This is a genomic window from Streptomyces sp. NPDC092369, from assembly GCF_044755245.1.
In the GTDB taxonomy this organism is placed as follows: domain Bacteria; phylum Actinomycetota; class Actinomycetes; order Streptomycetales; family Streptomycetaceae; genus Streptomyces.
Genome location: NZ_JBIVQP010000002.1, coordinates 371,861 through 392,609, shown reverse-complemented (window position 1 = coordinate 392,609; position 20,749 = coordinate 371,861). Strand labels below are relative to the sequence as shown.

Annotated in this window: 25 protein-coding genes; 20 read left to right on the top strand and 5 right to left on the bottom strand. The window is 72.0% G+C overall.

Annotated features, from left to right (window positions below):
- Positions 1–79 precede the first annotated feature (79 nt).
- From ACIQI8_RS11440 to ACIQI8_RS11430, 3 genes are all read left to right on the top strand, one after another.
- Entirely contained in the window at positions 80–1,054 is a 975-nt protein-coding gene (locus tag ACIQI8_RS11440; RefSeq protein WP_402350369.1) for an ABC transporter ATP-binding protein, read from the top strand.
- 124 nt (positions 1,055–1,178) lie between these two features.
- A complete protein-coding gene (locus tag ACIQI8_RS11435) occupies positions 1,179–2,003 on the top strand; it encodes an ABC transporter permease (RefSeq protein ID WP_402347540.1) in 825 nt (274 codons plus the stop codon).
- Between the two features lie 34 nt (positions 2,004–2,037).
- Positions 2,038–2,766: an AAA family ATPase gene (locus ACIQI8_RS11430; RefSeq protein WP_402347537.1), complete on the top strand. Its 729-nt coding sequence runs from the start codon at positions 2,038–2,040 to the stop codon at positions 2,764–2,766.
- Between the two features lie 281 nt (positions 2,767–3,047).
- On the opposite strand, the gene ybaK is transcribed toward ACIQI8_RS11430, so the two are convergent.
- The 4 genes from ybaK to ACIQI8_RS11410 form a co-directional block, all read right to left on the bottom strand.
- A complete protein-coding gene (gene ybaK / locus ACIQI8_RS11425) occupies positions 3,048–3,554 on the bottom strand; it encodes a Cys-tRNA(Pro) deacylase (RefSeq protein WP_402347535.1) in 507 nt (168 codons plus the stop codon).
- Positions 3,555–3,566: 12 nt separating this feature from the next.
- Entirely contained in the window at positions 3,567–4,307 is a 741-nt protein-coding gene (locus ACIQI8_RS11420; RefSeq protein WP_402347532.1) for an LON peptidase substrate-binding domain-containing protein, read from the bottom strand.
- 11 nt (positions 4,308–4,318) lie between these two features.
- On the bottom strand, positions 4,319–5,350 hold the full coding sequence (locus ACIQI8_RS11415; protein ID WP_402347529.1) for a hypothetical protein: 1,032 nt from the start codon (positions 5,348–5,350) through the stop codon (positions 4,319–4,321).
- 187 nt (positions 5,351–5,537) lie between these two features.
- Positions 5,538–7,115: an oxidoreductase gene (locus tag ACIQI8_RS11410; protein WP_402347526.1), complete on the bottom strand. Its 1,578-nt coding sequence runs from the start codon at positions 7,113–7,115 to the stop codon at positions 5,538–5,540.
- 172 nt (positions 7,116–7,287) lie between these two features.
- Between ACIQI8_RS11410 and hisD the strand changes: the two genes are divergently transcribed.
- From hisD to hisF, 8 genes are read left to right on the top strand one after another with little or no spacing between them, the layout of a single operon-like run.
- Positions 7,288–8,610, top strand: coding sequence for a histidinol dehydrogenase (gene hisD / locus ACIQI8_RS11405; protein ID WP_402347523.1), 1,323 nt, complete (start codon positions 7,288–7,290; stop codon positions 8,608–8,610).
- Positions 8,607–9,716 carry a histidinol-phosphate transaminase gene (locus tag ACIQI8_RS11400; RefSeq protein WP_402347520.1) on the top strand — a complete coding sequence of 370 codons (1,110 nt, stop codon included), beginning with the start codon at positions 8,607–8,609 and terminating at the stop codon, positions 9,714–9,716. The genes hisD and ACIQI8_RS11400 overlap by 4 nt, the downstream gene beginning before the upstream one ends.
- A complete protein-coding gene (gene hisB / locus ACIQI8_RS11395) occupies positions 9,713–10,306 on the top strand; it encodes an imidazoleglycerol-phosphate dehydratase HisB (protein ID WP_033284488.1) in 594 nt (197 codons plus the stop codon). Before ACIQI8_RS11400 ends, hisB begins: the two co-directional genes overlap by 4 nt.
- Positions 10,303–10,467: a hypothetical protein gene (locus tag ACIQI8_RS11390; protein WP_280877318.1), complete on the top strand. Its 165-nt coding sequence runs from the start codon at positions 10,303–10,305 to the stop codon at positions 10,465–10,467. Before hisB ends, ACIQI8_RS11390 begins: the two co-directional genes overlap by 4 nt.
- Entirely contained in the window at positions 10,458–11,105 is a 648-nt protein-coding gene (gene hisH / locus ACIQI8_RS11385; RefSeq protein ID WP_402347517.1) for an imidazole glycerol phosphate synthase subunit HisH, read from the top strand. Before ACIQI8_RS11390 ends, hisH begins: the two co-directional genes overlap by 10 nt.
- Before the next feature lie 3 nt (positions 11,106–11,108).
- Positions 11,109–11,834 carry a bifunctional 1-(5-phosphoribosyl)-5-((5-phosphoribosylamino)methylideneamino)imidazole-4-carboxamide isomerase/phosphoribosylanthranilate isomerase PriA gene (priA, locus tag ACIQI8_RS11380; RefSeq protein WP_402347513.1) on the top strand — a complete coding sequence of 242 codons (726 nt, stop codon included), beginning with the start codon at positions 11,109–11,111 and terminating at the stop codon, positions 11,832–11,834.
- A complete protein-coding gene (locus ACIQI8_RS11375; RefSeq protein ID WP_402347510.1) occupies positions 11,831–12,244 on the top strand; it encodes a RidA family protein in 414 nt (137 codons plus the stop codon). The genes priA and ACIQI8_RS11375 overlap by 4 nt, the downstream gene beginning before the upstream one ends.
- Positions 12,241–12,996, top strand: a complete 756-nt coding sequence (hisF, locus tag ACIQI8_RS11370; protein ID WP_402347507.1) for an imidazole glycerol phosphate synthase subunit HisF — start codon at positions 12,241–12,243, stop codon at positions 12,994–12,996. Before ACIQI8_RS11375 ends, hisF begins: the two co-directional genes overlap by 4 nt.
- Positions 12,997–13,111: 115 nt before the next feature.
- Here the strand turns inward: hisF and ACIQI8_RS11365 are convergent, their stop codons facing one another.
- Complete coding sequence (locus tag ACIQI8_RS11365; protein ID WP_402347504.1) at positions 13,112–13,747, bottom strand: TIGR03085 family metal-binding protein; 636 nt, start codon at positions 13,745–13,747, stop codon at positions 13,112–13,114.
- An 82-nt stretch (positions 13,748–13,829) separates the two neighbouring features.
- Between ACIQI8_RS11365 and hisI the strand changes: the two genes are divergently transcribed.
- The 9 genes from hisI to trpA all read left to right on the top strand — a co-directional run bounded on the left by hisI (position 13,830) and on the right by trpA (position 20,715).
- The gene (gene hisI, locus ACIQI8_RS11360) at positions 13,830–14,249 is read left to right on the top strand and encodes a phosphoribosyl-AMP cyclohydrolase (protein ID WP_402347501.1); all 420 of its coding nucleotides are present in this window, start codon (positions 13,830–13,832) and stop codon (positions 14,247–14,249) included.
- 11 nt (positions 14,250–14,260) lie between these two features.
- Entirely contained in the window at positions 14,261–15,739 is a 1,479-nt protein-coding gene (locus tag ACIQI8_RS11355; RefSeq protein ID WP_402347498.1) for an anthranilate synthase component I, read from the top strand.
- Positions 15,740–15,835: 96 nt separating this feature from the next.
- Positions 15,836–16,477, top strand: a complete 642-nt coding sequence (locus tag ACIQI8_RS11350) for a TIGR02234 family membrane protein (RefSeq protein WP_402350366.1) — start codon at positions 15,836–15,838, stop codon at positions 16,475–16,477.
- A 103-nt stretch (positions 16,478–16,580) separates the two neighbouring features.
- A complete protein-coding gene (locus ACIQI8_RS11345) occupies positions 16,581–16,841 on the top strand; it encodes an HGxxPAAW family protein (RefSeq protein ID WP_402347495.1) in 261 nt (86 codons plus the stop codon).
- 80 nt (positions 16,842–16,921) lie between these two features.
- Positions 16,922–17,368 (top strand): DUF2752 domain-containing protein, encoded by a 447-nt coding sequence (locus ACIQI8_RS11340; RefSeq protein ID WP_402347492.1) that lies wholly within the window; start codon positions 16,922–16,924, stop codon positions 17,366–17,368.
- Positions 17,369–17,513: 145 nt separating this feature from the next.
- Complete coding sequence (gene trpC / locus ACIQI8_RS11335; protein WP_124004310.1) at positions 17,514–18,323, top strand: indole-3-glycerol phosphate synthase TrpC; 810 nt, start codon at positions 17,514–17,516, stop codon at positions 18,321–18,323.
- Positions 18,324–18,345: 22 nt separating this feature from the next.
- The gene (gene trpM / locus ACIQI8_RS11330; RefSeq protein ID WP_402347488.1) at positions 18,346–18,510 is read left to right on the top strand and encodes a tryptophan biosynthesis modulator TrpM; all 165 of its coding nucleotides are present in this window, start codon (positions 18,346–18,348) and stop codon (positions 18,508–18,510) included.
- 106 nt (positions 18,511–18,616) lie between these two features.
- A complete protein-coding gene (trpB, locus tag ACIQI8_RS11325; protein ID WP_402347486.1) occupies positions 18,617–19,900 on the top strand; it encodes a tryptophan synthase subunit beta in 1,284 nt (427 codons plus the stop codon).
- Entirely contained in the window at positions 19,897–20,715 is an 819-nt protein-coding gene (gene trpA, locus ACIQI8_RS11320; RefSeq protein WP_402347483.1) for a tryptophan synthase subunit alpha, read from the top strand. The genes trpB and trpA overlap by 4 nt, the downstream gene beginning before the upstream one ends.
- The last annotated feature ends 34 nt before the right edge of the window (positions 20,716–20,749 follow it).

Below are 20,749 nucleotides of genomic sequence, written 5' to 3'. Positions count from 1 at the left end.
GACGGGGCCGGTCGACCCCGTACTCTCGTCCTTTGTGAGTACGCGCGCGGCACAGGCACATCGGCACGATGGCGATGTCGTGTGCGCGGTGCGCGGACTGACCAAGACCTATCCGGCGGTACGGGGACGGCGCGGCACGCCCGCGACGCCCGCGGTACGGGCCACCGACGACGTACGCCTCGACATCCGCGGCGGTGAGATCTTCGGGCTGCTCGGGCCGAACGGGGCCGGCAAGACCACCCTCGTACGACAGCTGACCGGGCTCATGCGGCCCGACGCCGGCCGCGTCGAGATCCTCGGGCACGACATCGTGCGCCACCCCGAGCGGGCCGCGCGGATCCTCGCCTACCTCGGCCAGGAATCGACCGCGCTGGACGAGCTGACGGTGTCCCTCGCCGCCGAGACCACCGGACGGCTGCGCGGCCTGGAAGCGCGCGACGCGCGGGCCGAGCGGGACGACGTACTCGACGAACTGGGGCTCACCGCGCTCGCCGGGCGACCGCTGAAGAAGCTCTCCGGCGGACAGCGCAGGCTCGCCTGTCTCGCCGCCGCGCTGGTGGGGGAGCGGCCGCTGCTGGTGCTCGACGAACCGACCACCGGGATGGACCCGGTGGCCCGGCGGGCCGTGTGGGCGGCCGTCGACCGGCGCCGGGCCGAGCGCGGGACGACCGTCCTGCTCGTCACCCACAACGTCATCGAGGCCGAGACCGTTCTTGACCGGGTCGCCGTCCTCGACCAGGGCCGGGTCATCGCCTGCGACACCCCGAGCGGGCTCAAGGAGCAGGTCGCCGGGGAGGTCCGGGTCGACCTGGTGTGGCGGGAGAAGGCGCCGCTGCAGGTGCCCGAGGTCGCCGCTCTGCGGGAACGGGCCGTCGAGTCCGGCCGCCGCTGGACCCTTCGCCTCGCCCCCGAGGAGGCGCGTACCGTGGTCGCCACGGTCACCGGCGGCAGCGCGTTCGCCGCGCTGGACGACTTCACCCTGACCACGCCGTCCCTGGAGGACGTGTACCTGGCGCTGGGCGGCGCCGCGCGGCAGGGGTTGGTGAAGGCATGAGCGCGCGAGCCGCCGTATCCGTATGGAACGGGGACAGGGCGGGCGAGACTCTCGCGACGGGCCCCTGGGCCGCGACGGACGCTGAGCAGAAAACGGACGCTGAGCAGAAGGGGAGCCGCGCGACGTGAGTGTCGTACCCGCCGAAGTCCTGCCGGGCAGTGCCCTGGCCGTGGAGGAGGCCGCCTCCGTGGGCGCGGCCGAACTCGCGCCGCGGGCGCGGCTGTGGCCGTCCCTGTGCGCGATCTACCGGGCGCAGCTGTCGCGGGCACGGGTCGCGCGGATCCCACTGCTGTTCGTGGCGACCTTCCAGTCGATCGGGATCATGATCCTGATGCGCGGGGTCGTCGACGGCGGCGGCGAGGCCGAGTCGGTGGTCGCCGGGTCCTCCGTCCTCGTCGTGGCGTTCGTCGCGCTGAACCTGCTCGCCCAGTACTTCGGGCAGCTGCGGGCCAGCGGCGGGCTCGACCACTACGCCACCCTGCCGGTGCCGCCGGCCGCCGTGGTGCTCGGGGCGGCCGGGGCGTACGCCTCCTTCACCGTGCCCGGGACCGTGGTGACCGCGGTCTTCGGCTGCGTGCTGTTCGGGCTGCCGCTGACGCATCTGTGGGTGCTCGTCGCGGTCATCCCGCTGGCCGGGGCCGCGCTCGCCGGTCTCGGGGCCGCGCTGGGGCTGCTCGCGCCGCGGCCCGAACTGGCCACACTGCTCGGCCAGTTGGGCATGTCCGCGGCGCTGCTGCTCGGGGTGCTGCCGGCCGACCGGATGCCCGACGCGGTGCGCTTCACGCGGGATCTGCTGCCGTCCACGTACGGCGTCGAGGCCTTCGCGCGTACCTTCGGGCCGCATCCCGACTGGGCCTTCGTCCTCGGTGACCTGGCCGTCTGCGGAGTCGTCGGGGTCCTCTCGCTCGCCGTCGCCACCTGGGCGTACCGCCGGGCGGCCGTCCGGTGACGCGCCGCACAGGCGGGCCTGGCACGATGTCAGGGTGACCGCACCGTTGACTCCGCCTCCGCCGCCGCACGAACACTCCTCGCACGACGCGTGGCAGCCTCCGGGGGCCGCGCCCGGTGCAGATCCGGGTGCCGGTCCCGGTGCCGGGTACGGGGCTTCCGTGCCGCGTGACTCCCTGTGGGACGGCACGTACGGGCAGGACGGGCCCGGTATGAAGGCCGAGCTGCGGGAGGCCGGCATCGTCGCCGTGGCGGTCGCGCTCTCGGGTGTGCTGCTGGGGGTGCTGTGGTGGTGGCTGGCGCCGCACGTGCCGCTCGTGGGGGACGTGGTGGAGAAGCGGTGGATCGTCTATCTCGCGGACAGCGAGGGGGAGCAGGCGATCGGGGTCGACGGGACGTTCGCGCTGCTCGCGTTGGCGTTCGGGGTCGTGAGTGCGGTGGGAGTGTTCGCGTGGCGGCGGCGTGGGGGTGTGCCGTTGGTTGTCGCGGTGGGGGTCGGGGGGTTGCTGGGGGCGTTGCTCGCGTGGCGGGTCGGGGTGTGGCTCGGGCCCACGGACGATGTGATCGCCCGCGCGAAGGATGTGGGCAAGGGGGTGACGTTCTCGGCGCCGCTGAAGTTGGGGGCGAAGGGGGCGTTGCTGGCGTGGCCGTTCGCGGGGTTGCTCGTCCACCTCGGCCTGACGGCGTTGTTCGGGCCGCGGGATCCTGACGTGTATCAGGCGGGGCCTGCGCCGAAGGATTCTTACGGGGCGCCGCTGTCGTAGGGAGTTGTTCTCGCCCCCGCCGCCCCTACCCGTCCCATCTCCAGGGGCTCTGCCCCTTCGACCCCGCTGGGGGCTGCGCCCCCAGACCCCGCTTCGGCCTGGACGGCCTCGTCCTCAAACGCCGGACGGGCTGAAAAGATCAAGCCCGTCCGGCGTTTGAGGAGCTGGCCCGTCAGGACGGGCGGTGGCCGTGGTTGGCCTTTCTGGTGCGCCACTTGCGTTTGCGGGTTTTCTTCGACATGGGTGTGGGTCTAATCGAGGATCCGGCCCGCGTCGAGGGGTCAGGCGCGGCCGATCGGGGCCAGTACCGCGTCCGTGAGGGCGGCCAGGGACTCCGGGGAGAGCTCCACCTCCAGGCCCCGGCGGCCCGCCGAGACGCAGATCGTGGGGTGGGACGTCGCCGACTCGTCCAGGACCGTGGGGAGCTTCTTGCGCTGGCCGAGGGGGGAGATGCCGCCGCGCACGTAACCCGTGGTGCGTTCCGCCAGTGTCGGGTCCGCCATCGCGGCCCGTTTGCCGCCCACCGCCGCCGCCAGCGCCTTCAGGTCCAGCGATCCCGCCACCGGGACCACCGCCACCGTCAGCGTGCCGTCCACGTCCGCCACCAAGGTCTTGAAGACCCGCTCCGGGGACACGCCCATCGCCTCCGCCGCCTCCTCGCCGTAGGACGGGTGGGAGGGGTCGTGGTCGTAGGAGTGGACCGTGTGCGACACCCCGGCGGTGGTCAGGGCCACCGTCGCCGGGGTGCCGCCGGCGGAGTTCTGCTGCTTCTTGGACTTCTTCGCCATGAGTGCCGTGCCTCAGTTCAGGCTCGTCGGGCTGCGCGTCAGTTCCGACGCCGGCAGGGACGGCAGGTTACGGATGATCGCCGTCTCGGTGCGAAGGAGTTTCAGTTCCTCGCGGAGACGGGACGCGATGTCCGGGGCTTGCAGCAGACGTTGCTTCGTCGGCGTGTCGAGCATGATCGCGGCGGCCACGAGGTACGAGACCACGGACGGGTCGTCGGGGAGGTCCGCGCCCGTGGACAGCGAGCGCTCCCGCGCCCCCGCCAGCCGCTTCTGGTACTGGCGAAAGGCCCGCAGCACCCCCTCCGCCAGCGCCCCGGCCTCCTCGCCCTGTTCCTCCGGCAGCTCCTCGATCTCGGCCGTCAGGAACGGGCCTGACGTGTCGACCGACAGCAGCCGCGCCCTCGCCGTGCCCGTCGCGAGCACCTCGAAGGTGCCGTCCGCGCGTTCCCGGATCGTCGCCGCGTCGGCGACGCAGCCCGTGCCGTGGAAGGACTTGAGCGGGTCGGGGCCGAAGCCGGCCGCGGGCCCCACGTCGCGCGGCGCCGTCGGGTCGGGCATGCCGGGCGCGGTCGGGGCCACCTCGTGGCCGTCACGGATCGCCACGACGGCGAACCGGCGCGGTTCGTCCTCGGGTGTCTTGAGCAGTTCGCGCATCATGGCGCGATAGCGCTCCTCGAAAATGTTCAGAGGCAGCACCAGCCCCGGGAACAACACCGAGTTCAGGGGGAAGAGCGGGAGCTGGACGGTGGTCACGGCGCAGAAGCCTAATGGTCTCCGGAGCGGGCGCGTCCGCCCCGCTCACTCCGTGGATGCCGGGGCGGCGACGACAGCACCGCCGAACAGATCTCGTCGCGGGTCCTCAGGAACTGCGCCAGCGGGTCGTCCGACTGCCGGTCCCACGGGAAGGACGTGGCGTACGGGCCGATCAGCCGCAGCTGCGCGTAGGCGTCGTCCCAGCGCTCCAGGCGTACGAGGACGTACATCAGTTTGTTGCGCAGCTCGGCCGGCCAGGGGCGGGCCGCGGGGAAGCGGGCGGAGAGCGCGATCGCCCGGTCGGCCGCCGCGTCCAGCCGGTGCCGGGGCACCTCAGGGCCGCAGTCGTCGGTCAGATAGGCCAGCACCGCGCGGGCCGGCAGCCCCTGGACCAGGGAGTCCTCGGGGGCGTCCTGTGCGGCCCGGTCGGCGAAGTCCAGGCACTCGCGGTGCGAGCCGTGCCAGAAGGCGGCGAGGTAGTTCAGGGCGGCCACATGGCAGCCGTAGTGGTGCGGGGCGCGGCGGACCGCGGCCTCCCACAGCTCCTCGAAGTACTTGTGCCCGGCGTTCGCCCCGCGCGCGTGGTCCAGCGCGATCCGCCACGGCACCGGGTCGCGGTCGTCGCCGCGCGCCGCGGCCGTGATCAGCGCGCTCACCTCGCGCAGCAGCTCCGCGCGCGCCGGCGAGGGCCAGGCCCGGTCGACGGCGAGCTGGGCGGCGACCACGCGCGCGTCGGGGTCGTGCGGGTCGGCCGCGTACCACTGCTCGAACCACTCCGCGCGGGAGCACGCGAAGGCCGCGAGACGGCGTACGCAGCGGTCGCGGCCCTCCCAGTCGGCGCCCCGGCGGGTGGCGGCGAGGAGATCGGCCGCCGGCCGGTGCTCGCCGCGGGCCGCCGCGACCAGCGCGGCGCCGAGACCGTCGTCGGGCACGTCGAGCAGCACCTCGTCGTCGGCCGGGAAGCCGGGGGAGAGGCGCGGCTCGGCCCGGGGTGTGCGGGCCGCGCGGCTGAAGGGATGCAGCAGAGCCATGGTGTCGACCATTGAAGGACCGCAGGTCAGCCCGGCGCCAGATGGAACCGGCAACTCATCGAAAGTTGTACGCCCTAAGGTAAAGGGAGAGTAAAAGGTGATGACTGTTCAACAACCGTTCGGTCGGGGCGGGCGCGAGTTCGGGAGGTCGTGTGCGTTCGGTGCGCATCTTGTGTGCGGGGCGAATGGGTGGTTGACCCTAGTTCCGCCGCAGCAGGCGGGTCGCCCCCGCCGCCACCGTCGTCGCCAGGATCCAGCCCAGGATGATCATCGTCGCCGCCAGCCACTGCCAGCCGCCCCTCAGCTGCCAGACGCCGACCTGGCCCAGGTCGATCACCGGGAGCAGCAGGTCGAGGGCGAACAGGGCCGGGTTCCACGCCGGATGGCCGCCGGCCTGCATCGGCGGATGGCTCGCGTGCGCGAACGCCACCGAGCCCGCCGCCCACAGCACCGCCATCCACACCGCGGCCCGCCCCGGCCGGTACCCGTAGGCCACCGCCCAGTCCTGCACGTACCCCCAGAGCTTGGCCGCCGGCGGCAGCGTCTCGCGGCGCCGGCGCTGCTTGGCGAGCAGTACCTCGCGCGCGTCCTCGTCCTCGCCGCCGGCCCGCAGCACGGCGGCCAGCCGCTCGTACGGCTCCGGGTTGTACTCGGCGGTCGCCGCGGCCACCCAGCCCAGCCGCTCCTCCAGCGGGAACCGGCCCATCGGCACCAGGTTCTCGTACGCAAAGCCGCCCATCTGCAGGTTGCCGGGCGTCGGCCAGGCGCTCGACCGGTCGACCAGGTTGATCACCTTCGCGCCCGACAGCACGACCGCCCCGCGCTGCGGCCGCTCGCCCAGGAAGCGCAGCTCGGGCGTCTGCACCCGGCGCAGCGACAGCTCCTGGTCGTCGGTGAAGGTGAACCGGGCCCGCTCCAGGTCGACCGAGTCCCCGAACCGTCCGTCGTCCAGGCGCACCCCGCCCTGGCACTCGAACCGCTGGATGCGGGTCCCGCGCGCGGGCGTCGAACCGCTCAGCGCGGGCGAGCCGACGCCCGCCGGGGTCAGGTACAGGGTCCGCCCGACGGTCAGCTGGGGCGCGTTCAGCGCGAGCCGCGTGTACGGGTTGGCGAGGCGTGCCCCGCGCAGGCTCAGCGAGACACCGACCTTGGCGCTGCGCAGGCTCAGCTCACCGTGCGACTCCAGGAGCTCGGCCTGGAGGTCCTGGCCCACGGTCATGCCGTCGGCCGCGATCGAACGGCCGCTGCGGTCGCGGTAGACGATCGCCTGGTTGAGCAGCAGATCGGTGCCGATGTGCGCGTCGGTCAGCCGTACGCCGTTGTGGAACCGGCAGCGGGGCAGATGCAGGTCACCCTCGGTGTGCACCCGGGCCGCCTCCAGGCGGGGCACCGAGCAGTCCACCATCCGCGCGGTCTGGAACCGCGCCTCGGGCAGCAGCACCTCCCGCTCGAAACGGCAGCCGCGCAGCTCCATGTACGGCGTCACCGTGCCGCCGGCGAGGTCCAGGACGCCGCTGATCCGCACCCCGCGCAGCTTCAGCGACGCCACCCGGCCGGAGAGCGCGGGCGGGCCGTCCAGCAGCAGCCAGCACACGATCCGCGCGCGTACCGTGCGCTCGGGGCCCCAGGGATGGCCGCCGTGCGGATCGTCGACGACGGTGTCCCCGGTGCTCAGGTCGTACACGCTGCCGTTGCGGAAGGCCTGCCACATGCCGGCCTCGGCGGCGGTCAGATCGTCCGGCAGATCCCCCGCGCGGATGCCGGCGCCCTCGGTCACTGCGATGTCCTTCCTCCCCGTCCACCGACGGGTTTCGCACAGCCGGTGATGCCCGCTGCGTAACGCCCGGAACACTAGACGCGACGACGATCTTCCGGGTTCCGGCCACGTTCTGTATCAGCCATTGATACGCGCGGACGGTGCCCGATCGCCGTCTGAGAGAATTGGGACCGTGATCTCCCGAATCGATCTGCGCGGTGACGCCCTCCCCGAAGGGCCCGCCCTGCGCGACCTGCTGCCCCGAGCCGACTTCGACGTCTCGGCCGCCCTGGAGAAGGTGCGTCCGATCTGCGAGGCCGTGCATCATCGGGGCGACGCGGCGCTGATCGACTTCGCCGAGAAGTTCGACGGGGTGCGGCTGGAGCACGTGCGGGTGCCGGCCCAGGCGCTCGGCGACGCGCTGGAGCAGCTCGATCCGGCCGTGCGCGCGGCCCTGGAGGAGTCCATCCGGCGCGCCCGTCTCGTCCACCGCGAGCAGCGCCGTACGACCCGCACGACCCAGGTCGTGCCGGGCGGTTCCGTCACCGAGAAGTGGGTGCCCGTCGACCGGGTGGGGCTCTACGCGCCCGGCGGCCGGTCCGTCTACCCCTCGACCGTGGTCATGAACGTGGTCCCGGCGCAGGAGGCGGGCGTCCAGTCGATCGCCCTCGCTTCCCCGGCGCAGGCCGATTTCGGCGGTCTGCCGCACCCGACGATCCTCGCGGCCTGTGCGCTGCTCGGCGTCGACGAGGTGTACGCGGCGGGTGGCGCGACCGCCGTCGCGATGTTCGCGTACGGCACCGAGTCCTGCGCCCCCACGAACATGGTCATGGGCCCGGGCAACATCTGGGTCGCCGCCGCCAAGCGCTACTTCGCGGGCAAGATCGGCATCGACACGGAGGCCGGTCCCACCGAGATCGCCATCCTCGCGGACGAGAGTGCCGACCCCGTGCACGTCGCCTCCGACCTGATCAGCCAGGCCGAGCACGACCCGCTGGCCGCCGCCGTCCTGGTCACCGACTCCGTCACGCTCGCCGACGCGGTCGAGAAGGAACTGGAGCCGCAGGTCGCGGCCACCAAGCACATCGAGGACCGGATCGTCCCCGCGCTGCGGGGCAGGCAGTCCGCGATCGTCCTCGTCGACGGCGTCGACGAGGGGCTGCGGGTGGTCGACGCGTACGGCGCCGAGCACCTGGAGATCCAGACGGCGGACGCGGCGGCGGTGGCCGACCGGGTCAGGAACGCCGGCGCGATCTTCGTCGGACCCTGGGCGCCGGTCTCCCTCGGCGACTACGCGGCCGGCTCCAACCACGTGCTGCCGACCGGGGGTTGTGCCTGCCACTCCTCCGGCCTCTCGGTGCAGTCCTTCCTCCGGGGCATCCACATCGTCGACTACACCAAGGACGCCCTCGCCGACGTGGCGCAGCACGTGGTCACGCTGGCGGAGGCGGAGGACCTGCCCGCCCACGGCGCGGCGGTCAAGGCACGGTTCGGTTGGAAGGTGCCCGGCAAGTGAGCTTCGGAATCGACGATCTGCCCGTACGGGACGAGCTGCGCGGCAAGTCCCCTTACGGTGCGCCCCAGTTGGACGTGCCCGTCCGGCTGAACACCAACGAGAACCCCTACCCGCTGCCCGAGGCCCTGGTCGAGCGCATCGCCGAGCGCGTCCGTGAGGCCGCCCGTGACCTCAACCGCTACCCCGACCGGGACGCGGTCGAGCTGCGCACGCAGCTCGCCAAGTACCTGACGGACACGGCGGGTTACGAGGTCGGCCTGGCCAACGTCTGGGCCGCCAACGGCTCCAACGAGGTCATCCAGCAGCTGCTCCAGACCTTCGGCGGGCCCGGCCGCACCGCGATCGGCTTCGAGCCGTCGTACTCGATGCACGGACTCATCGCGCGCGGCACCGGGACGGGCTGGATCGCGGGTCCCCGCAACGAGGACTTCACGATCGATCTCGCCGCCGCCGAGCGGTGGATCGCCGAGAACAGGCCCGACGTCGTGTTCGTCACGACCCCCAACAACCCCACGGGCAACGCCGTTCCGCCCGAGACGGTCCTCGCGCTGTACGAGGCCGCGCAGGCCGCCAAGCCGTCGATGGTGATCGTCGACGAGGCCTACGTCGAGTTCAGCCACGGCGACTCGCTGCTGCCGCTGCTCGAAGGTCGGCCGAATCTCGTCGTCTCGCGGACGATGTCGAAGGCGTTCGGCGCGGCGGGCCTGCGGCTCGGCTACCTCGCCGCCCACCCGGCGGTCGTCGACGCCGTCCAACTCGTACGCCTGCCCTATCACTTGTCGGCGATCACCCAGGCGACCGCGCTGGCCGCCCTGGAGCACACCGACACCCTGCTCGGGTACGTGGAGCAGCTGAAGGGTGAACGGGACCGGCTGGTGGCCGAGTTGCGGGCCATCGGCTACGAAGTCGTCGAGTCCGACGCCAACTTCGTGCAGTTCGGGCGGTTCGCGGATTCCCGCACCGGCTGGCAGGCGATCCTCGACCGGGGTGTCCTGGTCCGGGACAACGGCATCCCGGGGTGGCTGCGGGTCTCCGCCGGAACCCCCGAAGAGAACGACGCGTTCCTCGACGCGGTCCGTCAGCTGAAGAAGGAGCAGAGCGCATGAACCGCGTAGGACGTGTGGAGCGGGTGACCAAGGAGACCTCGGTCGTCGTCGAGATCGATCTCGACGGCGCCGGCAAGGTCGACGTGTCGACCGGGGTCGGCTTCTACGACCACATGCTCGACCAGCTCGGCCGGCACGGTCTGTTCGACCTGACCGTGAAGACCGAGGGCGACCTGCACATCGACTCGCACCACACCATCGAGGACACCGCCCTCGCCCTCGGCGCCGCCTTCAAGCAGGCGCTCGGCGACAAGGTGGGGATCTACCGGTTCGGGAACTGCACGGTCCCGCTGGACGAGTCCCTCGCCCAGGTGACCGTCGACCTCTCCGGCCGCCCCTACCTCGTGCACACCGAGCCCGAGAACATGGCGCCGATGATCGGCGAGTACGACACGACGATGACCCGGCACATCCTGGAGTCCTTCGTCGCCCAGGCCCAGATCGCGCTGCACGTGCACGTGCCGTACGGGCGCAACGCGCACCACATCGTGGAGTGCCAGTTCAAGGCGCTGGCCCGGGCCCTGCGCTACGCCTCCGAGCGCGACCCGCGCGCGGCCGGCATCCTCCCCTCCACGAAGGGCGCGCTGTGACCGGCCTGTCGACCATCCTGATCGTCGTCGGCCTCTTCCTGGTCGGCGGCATCATCTCCTTCGTCAAGCAGGAGATGCCCAAGAGCCTGATCGTGCTGCTGTCCATCGCCGCCGCGATGTGCCTGGTGGCGGGTGTCGTCCGGCTGGAGGTGTGGAATTGAGCGCGGCCAGGAAGGTCGTCGTCTTCGACTACGGCTTCGGGAACGTCCGTTCCGCGGAACGCGCCCTCGCGCGCGTGGGCGCCGAGGTCGAGATAACGGGCGACTTCGACAAGGCCATGAACGCGGACGGACTGCTGGTGCCGGGCGTCGGCGCCTTCGCCGCCTGCATGCGCGGTCTCAAGGACGCGCGCGGTGACTGGATCGTCGGCCGCAGGCTGGCCGGCGGGCGCCCGGTGATGGGCATCTGCGTCGGCATGCAGATCCTGTTCGCGCGGGGCATCGAGCACGGCGTGGAGACCGAGGGTCTCGACGAGTGGCCCGGCACGGTCGGACCGCTGCAGGCCGACATCGTGCCCCACATGGGCTGGAACACCGTCGAGACACCGGCCGGCTCCCAGCTCTTCGCCGGCCTGGACGCGGACGCGCGCTTCTACTTCGTGCACTCCTACGCCGTCCACGACTGGTCCCTCGAAGTGCACAACGGCCTGCTGCGCGCACCCAAGGTGGCCTGGTCCACGCACGGCAAGCCCTTCGTGGCGGCCGTGGAGAACGGCGCCCTGTGGGCCACCCAGTTCCACCCCGAGAAGTCCGGCGACGCCGGCGCACAGCTGCTCACCAACTGGATCGGAACCCTCTAGACCATGGCCAAGCTCGAACTCCTCCCCGCCGTCGACGTCCGTGACGGCCAGGCCGTCCGCCTCGTGCACGGCGAGTCCGGCTCGGAGACCTCGTACGGCTCCCCGCTGGAGGCCGCCCTCGCCTGGCAGCGGTCGGGCGCCGAGTGGCTGCACCTGGTCGACCTGGACGCCGCGTTCGGGACCGGCGACAACCGCGCGCTGATCGCCGAGGTCACCGGCGCCATGGACATCAAGGTGGAGCTGTCCGGCGGCATCCGCGACGACGACACCCTCGCCGCCGCCCTCGCCACCGGCTGCACCCGGGTGAACCTCGGCACGGCCGCCCTGGAGACCCCCGAGTGGGTCGCCAAGGTCATCGCCGAGCACGGCGAGAAGATCGCGGTCGGTCTCGACGTACGCGGGACGACCCTGCGCGGTCGCGGCTGGACCCGTGACGGCGGCGACCTCTACGAGACGCTGGAGCGCCTGAACAAGGAGGGCTGCGCGCGGTACGTCGTCACCGACATCGCCAAGGACGGCACCCTCCAGGGCCCGAACCTGGAGCTGCTGCGCACCGTGTGCGCGGCCACCGACCGCCCGGTCGTGGCATCCGGCGGCGTGTCCTCGCTCGACGACCTGCGCGCCATCTCCGAGCTGGTACCCCTCGGTGTCGAGGGCTCCATCGTCGGGAAGGCCCTGTACGCGAAGGCGTTCACCCTGGAAGAGGCTCTGGAGGCGGTAGCCAAGTGAGCGACGTACGACGCCTGTCGAGCGGAGCGCCCTGGGAGGAGCAGTTCGGCTACTCCCGCGCGGTGGAACTGCCGAACGGACTGGTGCTGGTCGCCGGCTGCACATCGATAGTGGACGGCGAGATCGCCGGGGGCGGTCCCTACGAGCAGACGGTCAACGCCTTCAACGTGGCGATCGCGGCGCTCGGACAGCTGGGCCTGGGCCGGGACGACGTGGTGCGCACGCGCATGTACATCACGCACGCCCGGGACGTGGACGACGTCGGGCGCGCGCACAAGGAGCTGTTCGACACCGTCCGGCCCGCCGCGTCCATGATCATCGTCTCCGGCTTCGTGGACCCCAGCCTGGTCGTCGAGGTCGAGGTGGAGGCGTACCGAGCGGAGACGCACCGGGGGGAGGGCTCGTCATGACCCTCGCCGTACGCGTGATCCCCTGCCTGGACGTCGACAACGGCCGGGTCGTCAAGGGCGTCAACTTCCAGAACCTGCGCGACGCGGGCGACCCCGTCGAGATGGCGAAGGTCTACGACGCCGAGGGCGCCGACGAGCTGACCTTCCTGGACATCACCGCGTCCTCGGGCAACCGCGAGACCACCTACGACGTGGTGCGCCGCACCGCCGAGCAGGTGTTCATCCCGCTCACGGTCGGCGGCGGAGTCCGCGCCGCCGAGGACGTGGACAAGCTGCTGCGGGCCGGCGCCGACAAGGTCGGCGTCAACACCGCGGCGATCGCCCGTCCCGAGCTGATCAAGGAGATCGCCGAGCGCTTCGGCAGCCAGGTGCTGGTCCTCTCGGTGGACGCGCGACGGACCGGGAGCGGATCCTTCGAGGTCACCACGCACGGCGGCCGCAAGGGCACCGGCATCGACGCCGTCGAGTGGGCCCACCGGGCCGCGGAACTGGGCGCGGGCGAGATTTTGCTCAACTCGATGGACGCGGACGGCACGAAGGACGGCTACGACATCGAGATGATCGAGGCCGTCCGCAAGCACGTCACGGTCCCGCTGATCGCCTCCGGCGGCGCCGGCCGGCTCACCGACTTCCCGCCGGCCGTCGGCGCGGGCGCGGACGCCGTGCTCGCCGCGTCCGTCTTCCACTTCGGGGATCTGCGGATCGGGGAAGTGAAGCGGGCGCTCAGGGAAGCGGGACATCCCGTTCGCTAGGCAACCGGGGCGCCCTTGGGGAGAAACCGAGGGCGCCCTTCCGGAGAAGCCGTGAGCGCCTTTTCCGACAGGTCGGGCGCCTTCTCGGATGCCGTCGGGCGCCTTCTCGGATGCCTCAGAGCCCCAGCTGCTTGGCCTCCTGCAGCTTGGCGATCGCGTTCTCGTCGCCGTCCAGCTCCACCTTGGCCACGTTCTGCCGGCCGTGGACGAACAGCAGCAGCTCCGAGGGCTCACCCGTCACCGTCACGACCGGTGCGCCCTTGTGGGCGACCGCGGTCTGGCCGTCGGGGCGGCGCAGCACCAGGCCGGTGGGCGCGCTACGGCCCATCAGACGGGCCATGCGCTCCAGGCGGGACCACAGGGCGTCCTGGAACACCGGGTCCAGTTCGCGGGGTGTCCACTCCGGCTGCGCACGGCGTACGTCCTCGGTGTGGACGTAGAACTCGACCGTGTTGGACGCCTCGTCCAGCTGCTTGAGCTGGAACGGCGAGAAGCGCGGCGGGCCCGTCCGGATGAGCTGGATCAGCTCCTCGTACGGCTTCGCCGCGAACTCGGCCATCACCCGGTCCAGGCGCGGCGCGAGCTGCTTGATCATGATGCCGCCGGCCGCGTCGGCGCGGCGCTCGCGCACCACCACGTGTGCGGCGAGGTCCCGGGCCCGCCAGCCCTCGCAGAGGGTCGGGGCGTCCGGGCCCGCGGTCTCCAGGAGATCGGCGAGGAGGAGTCGTTCACGCTTGGCGAAGGTCGACATACCGTCAGCCTACGACCGCGGGGAGGGTCCGCACAGTGGACGCCGACCGGGACTGTCAGTGCGGCGCGGCACAATGGCACGCATGACCAGCAAGCCCCAGTCCAGCGGTCTCGACCCCGAGATCGCCGCCCGCCTCAAGCGCAGCCCCGACGGGCTCGTGCCCGCCATCGCCCAGCAGTACGACACCGGAGAGGTGCTGATGCTGGGCTGGATGGACGACGAGGCGCTGCACCGCACCCTGACCACCGGCCGCTGCACGTACTGGTCGCGCAGCCGCCGGGAGTACTGGGTCAAGGGCGACACCTCGGGGCACGTCCAGCACGTCAGGTCCGTCGCCCTGGACTGCGACGCGGACACGGTCCTCGTGAAGGTCGACCAGGTCGGCGCCGCCTGCCACACCGGCGCGCGCACCTGCTTCGACGCGGACGTGCTCCTCAAGGACGGCGCCGAAGCGCTCCTCAAGGACGGCGCCGATTCCGGCACCGCCGCCCCGAATCAGTAGGGTCAGCCGCCATGGACCTCGAGACCTTCCGCAAGCTGGCCACCGACCGTCGGGTCATCCCGGTCACCCGCAAGCTCCTCGCCGACGGCGACACCCCGGTCGCGCTCTACCGCAAGCTCGCCGCCGAGCGCCCCGGCACCTTCCTGCTGGAGTCCGCGGAGAACGGCCGCTCCTGGTCCCGGTACTCCTTCGTGGGAGTCCGCAGCGCCGCCACGCTCACGGCCCGCGACGGCCAGGCGCACTGGATGGGCACCCCGCCCGTCGGCGTCCCGGTCGACGGCGACCCGCTGGCCGCCCTGCGCGCCACCATCGAGGCCCTGCACACCCCGCACCAGGAGGACCTGCCGCCCTTCACCGGCGGCATGGTCGGCTATCTGGGCTACGACATCGTGCGCCGCCTGGAGAAGATCGGCCCCGGCGAGCGGGACGACCTCAAGCTCCCCGAGCTGACCATGCTCCTGACCAGCGACCTCGCCGTGATGGACCACTGGGAGGGCTCGGTCCTGCTGATCGCCAACGCGATCAACCACAACGACCTCGACACGGGCGTCGACGAGGCGCACGCGGACGCGGTCGCCCGCCTCGACGCCATGGAGGCGGACCTCTCCCGCGCGGTCGCCCAGCCGCCGGCCATACTCCCGCCGTCCGAACTGCCCGAGTACACCGCGCTGTGGGGCGGCCCCGACTTCCGGGCCGCCGTCGAGGACGTCAAGGAGCGCATCCGGGCCGGCGAGGCCTTCCAGGTCGTGCCCTCCCAGCGCTTCGAAACGCCGTGCACGGCAAGCGCGTTGGACGTCTACCGGGTCCTGCGGGCGACCAACCCGTCGCCGTACATGTACCTCTTCCGCTTCGAGGGCTTCGACGTGGTCGGCTCCAGCCCGGAGGCGCTGGTGAAGGTCGAGGACGGGCGGGCCATGGTCCACCCCATCGCCGGCACCCGCCCGCGCGGGGCCACCCCGCAGGAGGACCAGGCCCTCGCCGACGAACTGCTCGCCGACCCCAAGGAGCGCGCCGAGCACCTCATGCTGGTCGACCTCGGACGTAACGATCTGGGGCGGGTCTGCGAGCCGGGCTCGGTCGAGGTCGTCGACTTCATGTCCATCGAGCGCTACTCGCACGTGATGCACATCGTCTCCACGGTGACGGGCCGGGTGGCCCCGGGCCGTACCGCCTACGACGTCCTGACGGCCTGCTTCCCGGCCGGCACCCTCTCCGGCGCGCCCAAGCCCCGGGCGATGCAGATCATCGACGAACTGGAGCCGTCCAGGCGGGGGTTGTACGGCGGCTGCGTCGGCTACCTCGACTTCGCGGGTGACTCCGACACCGCCATCGCCATCCGCACGGCCCTGCTGCGCGACGGCACGGCGTACGTCCAGGCGGGCGCCGGCATCGTCGCCGACTCCGACCCGGTCGCCGAGGACGAGGAGTGCCGCAACAAGGCGGCGGCGGTGCTGCGCGCGGTCCACACGGCGAACCGGCTGGGCGGCTGAGGCGGGTCGTTAAGGCCGCAAACCGGACCCTTTCCGGGCAGTGGGGCGCGTATCACGTGAGCCCCGGGTGACGGTTCGCCCGTGGTTCAGGCGATAGTGGGGTACGTGACTGCTGTTCCTCACCCCCGATCCGAAGCCGCGGGACCCGCCAGGGCCGCCCGCCGGAGTCTTGCCGTGGCCCTGACGTCCGGCGCGCTCGGCGCGGCCGTGGCGCTGCTGTCGACCCGACAACGCTGGTCGGAGGGCACGGCGACGGTGGCCGGTGGGGCGTTCCCGCTGACCGCCAGGGGAAGCGACGTCACGGGGGTGCCCGCGGCGCTGGCGATAGTCGGCCTTGCCGCGCTCGTCGCCGTGTTCGCCGTCCGAAAGGCCGGCCGGTTGCTGGTCTCGGTGCTGCTCGCGCTCTCGGGCGCGGGGACCGTCGCCGCTGCGCTGCTCGGCGTGTCCGACAGCTCTGCGTTGGACGAGCAGGCGGCGAAGGCGGCGGGCGATACGTCGGCGACCGTTGACGCGCTCTCGCACACCGCCTGGCCCTACGTTGCGGCGGTGGGCGGGGCCCTGCTCCTGCTGGCCGGTCTTCTCGCCATTCGCTACGGGCGGTTGTGGCCCGCGATGTCCGGTCGGTACGAGCGCAATGGGGCGCCGAGGGTTCGTCGGCGGGCCGCGCCGGTGGATCCGGATCGGCCGGAGGAGATCTGGAAGGCGCTCGACAGGGGCGAGGATCCGACAGGCGCTTAGCCGTTCCGGTGCGACCCCGGGATAGGTTGCACCGGCGTATGCGGAAGAATGGGATCTGAGCGTTCCGGCTCGGAGACTTACACACAGCAACGAGGAGCAAGTCATGGCGGGCAGCAGCCACGGTCACACCCCGGCCGCCTGGACCGGTGTCACGATCGCCTTCATCGGGTTCTGCGTTTCGGGTGTCTTTATGGTGATGGCTGAGCCCGTGGGCTTCTGGGCCGGCATGGTCGTCGTGGTCCTCGGTGGGGTCGTCGGCCTCATCATGCGGGCGATGGGCCTCGGCCAGTCGAAGGAGGACGCGCACGCGGAGGCGCGGGCCGCCGCCGCTGCGGCGAGCAGCCCTGCGGGCGTCAAGAGCTGACGCGCGTACAGCTTCTGTGAGGGGCGATCCGGTGCCGGGTCGCCCCTCAGTCGTGTCTCATTCGTGTGCGAGGGGGCAGAATGCGAGTCGTGAATGCCGACAGCCAGAGGGTGACGCCGTCCGAGTCCGGGTCGGCACTCAGCCGGATCGCGGTCCCCGCGGGGATCCTCGCGGCGGTCGTCGGGGCCTTCGCCTACGTGGGCACGGTGGACCCGAACGAACCCGGCCACTACCCCGCCTGCCCCCTGTACAGCCTCACCGGCATCTACTGTCCCGGCTGCGGCGGCCTGCGCAGTGCGCACGCCTTCGCCCACGGGGACTTCCCGGCGGCGCTCCAGGACAACGCGCTGGCCGTGGTCGCCTATCTGGGCTTCGCCGTGGTGTGGACCGTATGGGTGGTGCGCGCGGCGCGCGGACGCCCGCTGCGGATCGATCTCGGTCCGGTGCACCTGTGGTCGCTGGGGACATTGCTGCTGGTCTTCACGGTTGTCCGGAACCTGCCCCTCGGTGGCTGGCTGCACCCTTGATCAATTGCCGAATGTCCAGGTAGTGGGACCGGCGTCAACCGGATGCGAGGCCTACGCCCCGCTCCGGATACCATCGACGTGACCACCGGTTTTATCCCCGGGGCAACCGCTTCAACAGTCAACCGTCTGGAAGGGGGCCGCTCGCGTGAGTGTGCTCGACGAGATCATCGACGGAGTCCGTGCCGACCTCGCGGAGCGGCAGGCGCGCGTCAGCCTCGACGAGCTCAAGGAGCGCGCGGCGAAGGCTCCCGCGGCCAAGGACGGACTGGCCGCCCTCAAGGGCGACGGCGTCAAGGTCATCTGTGAGGTCAAGCGCTCCAGCCCCTCCAAGGGCGCGCTGGCCGCGATCGCCGACCCGGCCGGACTCGCCGCGGACTACGAGGCGGGCGGCGCGGCCGTCATCTCCGTGCTGACCGAGCAGCGCCGCTTCGGCGGCTCGCTGGCCGACCTGGAGGCCGTCCGCGCCCGCGTGGACATCCCGGTCCTGCGCAAGGACTTCATCGTCACGTCGTACCAGCTGTGGGAGGCCCGCGCGTACGGCGCCGACCTCGCGCTGCTGATCGTGGCCGCCCTGGAGCAGCCGGCCCTGGAGTCGCTGATCGAGCGTGCCGTCTCCATCGGACTGACCCCGCTGGTCGAGGTGCACGACGAGGACGAGGTCGAGCGGGCGGTGGACGCCGGCGCCAAGGTCATCGGCGTCAACGCGCGCAACCTCAAGACCCTCGAGGTCGACCGCGGCACCTTCGACCGCGTCGCGCCCGAGATCCCCGCCGGCCTCGTCAAGATCGCCGAGTCCGGCGTCCGCGGCCCGCACGACCTCATCGCCTACGCCAACGCCGGCGCCGACGCGGTCCTGGTCGGCGAGTCCCTGGTGACGGGCAAGGACCCGAAGACCGCCGTCGCGGACCTGGTGGCCGCGGGCGAACACCCCGCACTCCGCCACGGCCGCGGCTGATCGGCCGCTAGAGTTACCTCCGATGACGCTGACCCTGACCCCCGACCGGCACGCCCGCCTCGCGCGCGGCTGCCGCCCTCGGGGTTGCCGGGCGCCGGCCCGCCGTGTGCACGGCCGCAGGGTCCGTTACGTCATCGGAGACGAGCCCGGGCAGGTAAACGGCCGCCGATGGCAGCGCGCCCCTTAGGGGCGCGGGGAACTGCGCGACAAGCCCCCACGGGCCCGCAGCCGACCAACAACCCCCCGCCCCACGGCGATCAGTGTCTTTTCCGCACTCACCGTGAGGTTTCCGCATGCCCAGCGAGTTCTTCATCCCCGACCCCGAGGGTCACATCCCCAGCGCCGAAGGCTACTTCGGCGCGTTCGGCGGCAAGTTCATCCCGGAGGCCCTCGTCGCCGCCGTGGACGAGGTCGCCGTCGAGTACGAGAAGGCCAAGCACGACGAGGAGTTCGCCCGCGAACTGGACGACCTCCTCGTCAACTACACCGGCAGGCCCAGCGCGCTGACCGAGGTACCCAGGTTCGCCGAACACGCCGGTGGCGCGCGGGTGTTCCTCAAGCGCGAGGACCTCAACCACACCGGCTCGCACAAGATCAACAACGTCCTCGGCCAGGCCCTGCTCACCAAGCGCATGGGCAAGACCCGGGTGATCGCGGAGACCGGAGCAGGGCAGCACGGCGTCGCCACCGCCACCGCCTGCGCGCTGTTCGGCCTCGAATGCACCATCTACATGGGCGAGATCGACACCGAGCGCCAGGCCCTGAACGTGGCCCGCATGCGCATGCTCGGCGCCGAGGTCGTCGCCGTGAAGTCCGGCAGCCGCACGCTGAAGGACGCGATCAACGAGGCCTTCCGCGACTGGGTCGCCAACGTCGACCACACGCACTACCTGTTCGGCACGGTCGCGGGCCCGCACCCCTTCCCGGCCATGGTCCGCGACTTCCACCGTGTGATCGGCGTCGAGACCCGCCGGCAGATCCTGGAGCGCGCCGGACGCCTGCCCGACGCGGCCGTCGCCTGTGTCGGCGGCGGTTCGAACGCCATCGGCCTGTTCCACGCCTTCATCCCGGACGCCGGCGTACGCCTCATCGGCTGCGAGCCCGCGGGGCACGGCGTGGAGACCGGCGAGCACGCGGCGACCCTCACCGCGGGCGAGCCCGGCATCCTGCACGGCTCCCGCTCCTACGTCCTCCAGGACGAGGAGGGCCAGATCACCGAGCCCTACTCCATCTCGGCCGGTCTGGACTACCCGGGCATCGGCCCCGAGCACTCCTACCTCAAGGACAGCGGCCGCGGCGAGTACCGCGCGGTCACCGACGACGCGGCGATGCAGGCCCTGCGCCTGCTCTCGCGCACCGAGGGGATCATCCCGGCCATCGAGAGCGCCCACGCACTGGCCGGCGCCCTGGAGGTCGGCAAGGAGCTGGGCAAGGACGGGCTGATCGTCATCAACCTGTCCGGCCGCGGCGACAAGGACATGGACACGGCCGCGCGCTACTTCGGCCTGTACGACACCGACGCCGAGGTCGCGGCAGACGCCGCCGACACCGCCGAGATCGAGGGGGACGCCAAGTGAGCGGGAACATTCAGCTGCTGTCCGACACCCTCGCCGGCGCCAGGGCCGAGGGGCGCTCCGCGCTCATCGCCTACCTCCCGGCCGGGTTCCCGACCGTGGACGGCGGCATCGAGGCGGTCAAGGCCGCGTTCGAGGGTGGCGCGGACGTCGTCGAGGTGGGGCTGCCGCACAGCGACCCGGTCCTCGACGGTCCCGTCATCCAGACCGCCGACGACATCGCCCTGCGCGGCGGAGTCAAGATCGCGGACGTCATGCGTACGGTCCGCGAGGCGCACGCGGCCAGCGGGAAGCCCGTACTCGTGATGACGTACTGGAACCCCATCGACCGCTACGGCGTGGAGCGCTTCACCGCTGAGCTCGCCGAGGCCGGCGGGGCGGGCTGCATCCTGCCTGACCTGCCGGTGCAGGAGGCGGGGCTGTGGAGGGAGCACGCCGAGAAGCACGGGCTCGCCACGGTCTTCGTGGTCGCGCCCAGCAGCAAGGACGAGCGGCTCGCCCGGATCACCGCGGCGGGCAGCGGCTTCGTCTACGCGGCCTCGCTGATGGGCGTCACCGGCACCCGCGCCTCCGTGGGCGCGCAGGCCCAGGACCTGGTGGAGCGCACCCGCGCCACGGGGACCGACCTGCCCGTCTGCGTCGGGCTCGGGGTCTCCGACGCCAAGCAGGCCGCCGAGGTGGCCGGCTTCGCCGACGGTGTGATCGTCGGCTCGGCCTTCGTCAAGCGCATGCTGGACGCGCCGGACGACGCGGCCGGCGTCGAGGCGGTCCGCGCCCTCGCGGGTGAGCTCGCGAAGGGCGTGCGCGGACAGGCGTAACAGAACATCCGTCCCTCGTATGGGTGGAGCTGGG

Bases quoted from the DNA above. Each gene is read 5' to 3' on its own strand.
- priA (WP_402347513.1), top strand. From the start codon at position 11,109: ATGGCCAAGCTCGAACTCCTCCCCGCCGTCGACGTCCGTGACGGCCAG.
- ACIQI8_RS11365 (WP_402347504.1), bottom strand. From the start codon at position 13,747: ATGTCGACCTTCGCCAAGCGTGAACGACTCCTCCTCGCCGATCTCCTG.
- hisF (WP_402347507.1), top strand. From the start codon at position 12,241: ATGACCCTCGCCGTACGCGTGATCCCCTGCCTGGACGTCGACAACGGC.
- hisB (WP_033284488.1), top strand. From the start codon at position 9,713: ATGAACCGCGTAGGACGTGTGGAGCGGGTGACCAAGGAGACCTCGGTC.
- ACIQI8_RS11340 (WP_402347492.1), top strand. From the start codon at position 16,922: ATGCGAGTCGTGAATGCCGACAGCCAGAGGGTGACGCCGTCCGAGTCC.
- ybaK (WP_402347535.1), bottom strand. From the start codon at position 3,554: ATGGCGAAGAAGTCCAAGAAGCAGCAGAACTCCGCCGGCGGCACCCCG.
- hisI (WP_402347501.1), top strand. From the start codon at position 13,830: ATGACCAGCAAGCCCCAGTCCAGCGGTCTCGACCCCGAGATCGCCGCC.
- ACIQI8_RS11355 (WP_402347498.1), top strand. From the start codon at position 14,261: ATGGACCTCGAGACCTTCCGCAAGCTGGCCACCGACCGTCGGGTCATC.
- ACIQI8_RS11415 (WP_402347529.1), bottom strand. From the start codon at position 5,350: ATGGTCGACACCATGGCTCTGCTGCATCCCTTCAGCCGCGCGGCCCGC.
- ACIQI8_RS11345 (WP_402347495.1), top strand. From the start codon at position 16,581: ATGGCGGGCAGCAGCCACGGTCACACCCCGGCCGCCTGGACCGGTGTC.
- trpM (WP_402347488.1), top strand. From the start codon at position 18,346: ATGACGCTGACCCTGACCCCCGACCGGCACGCCCGCCTCGCGCGCGGC.
- trpB (WP_402347486.1), top strand. From the start codon at position 18,617: ATGCCCAGCGAGTTCTTCATCCCCGACCCCGAGGGTCACATCCCCAGC.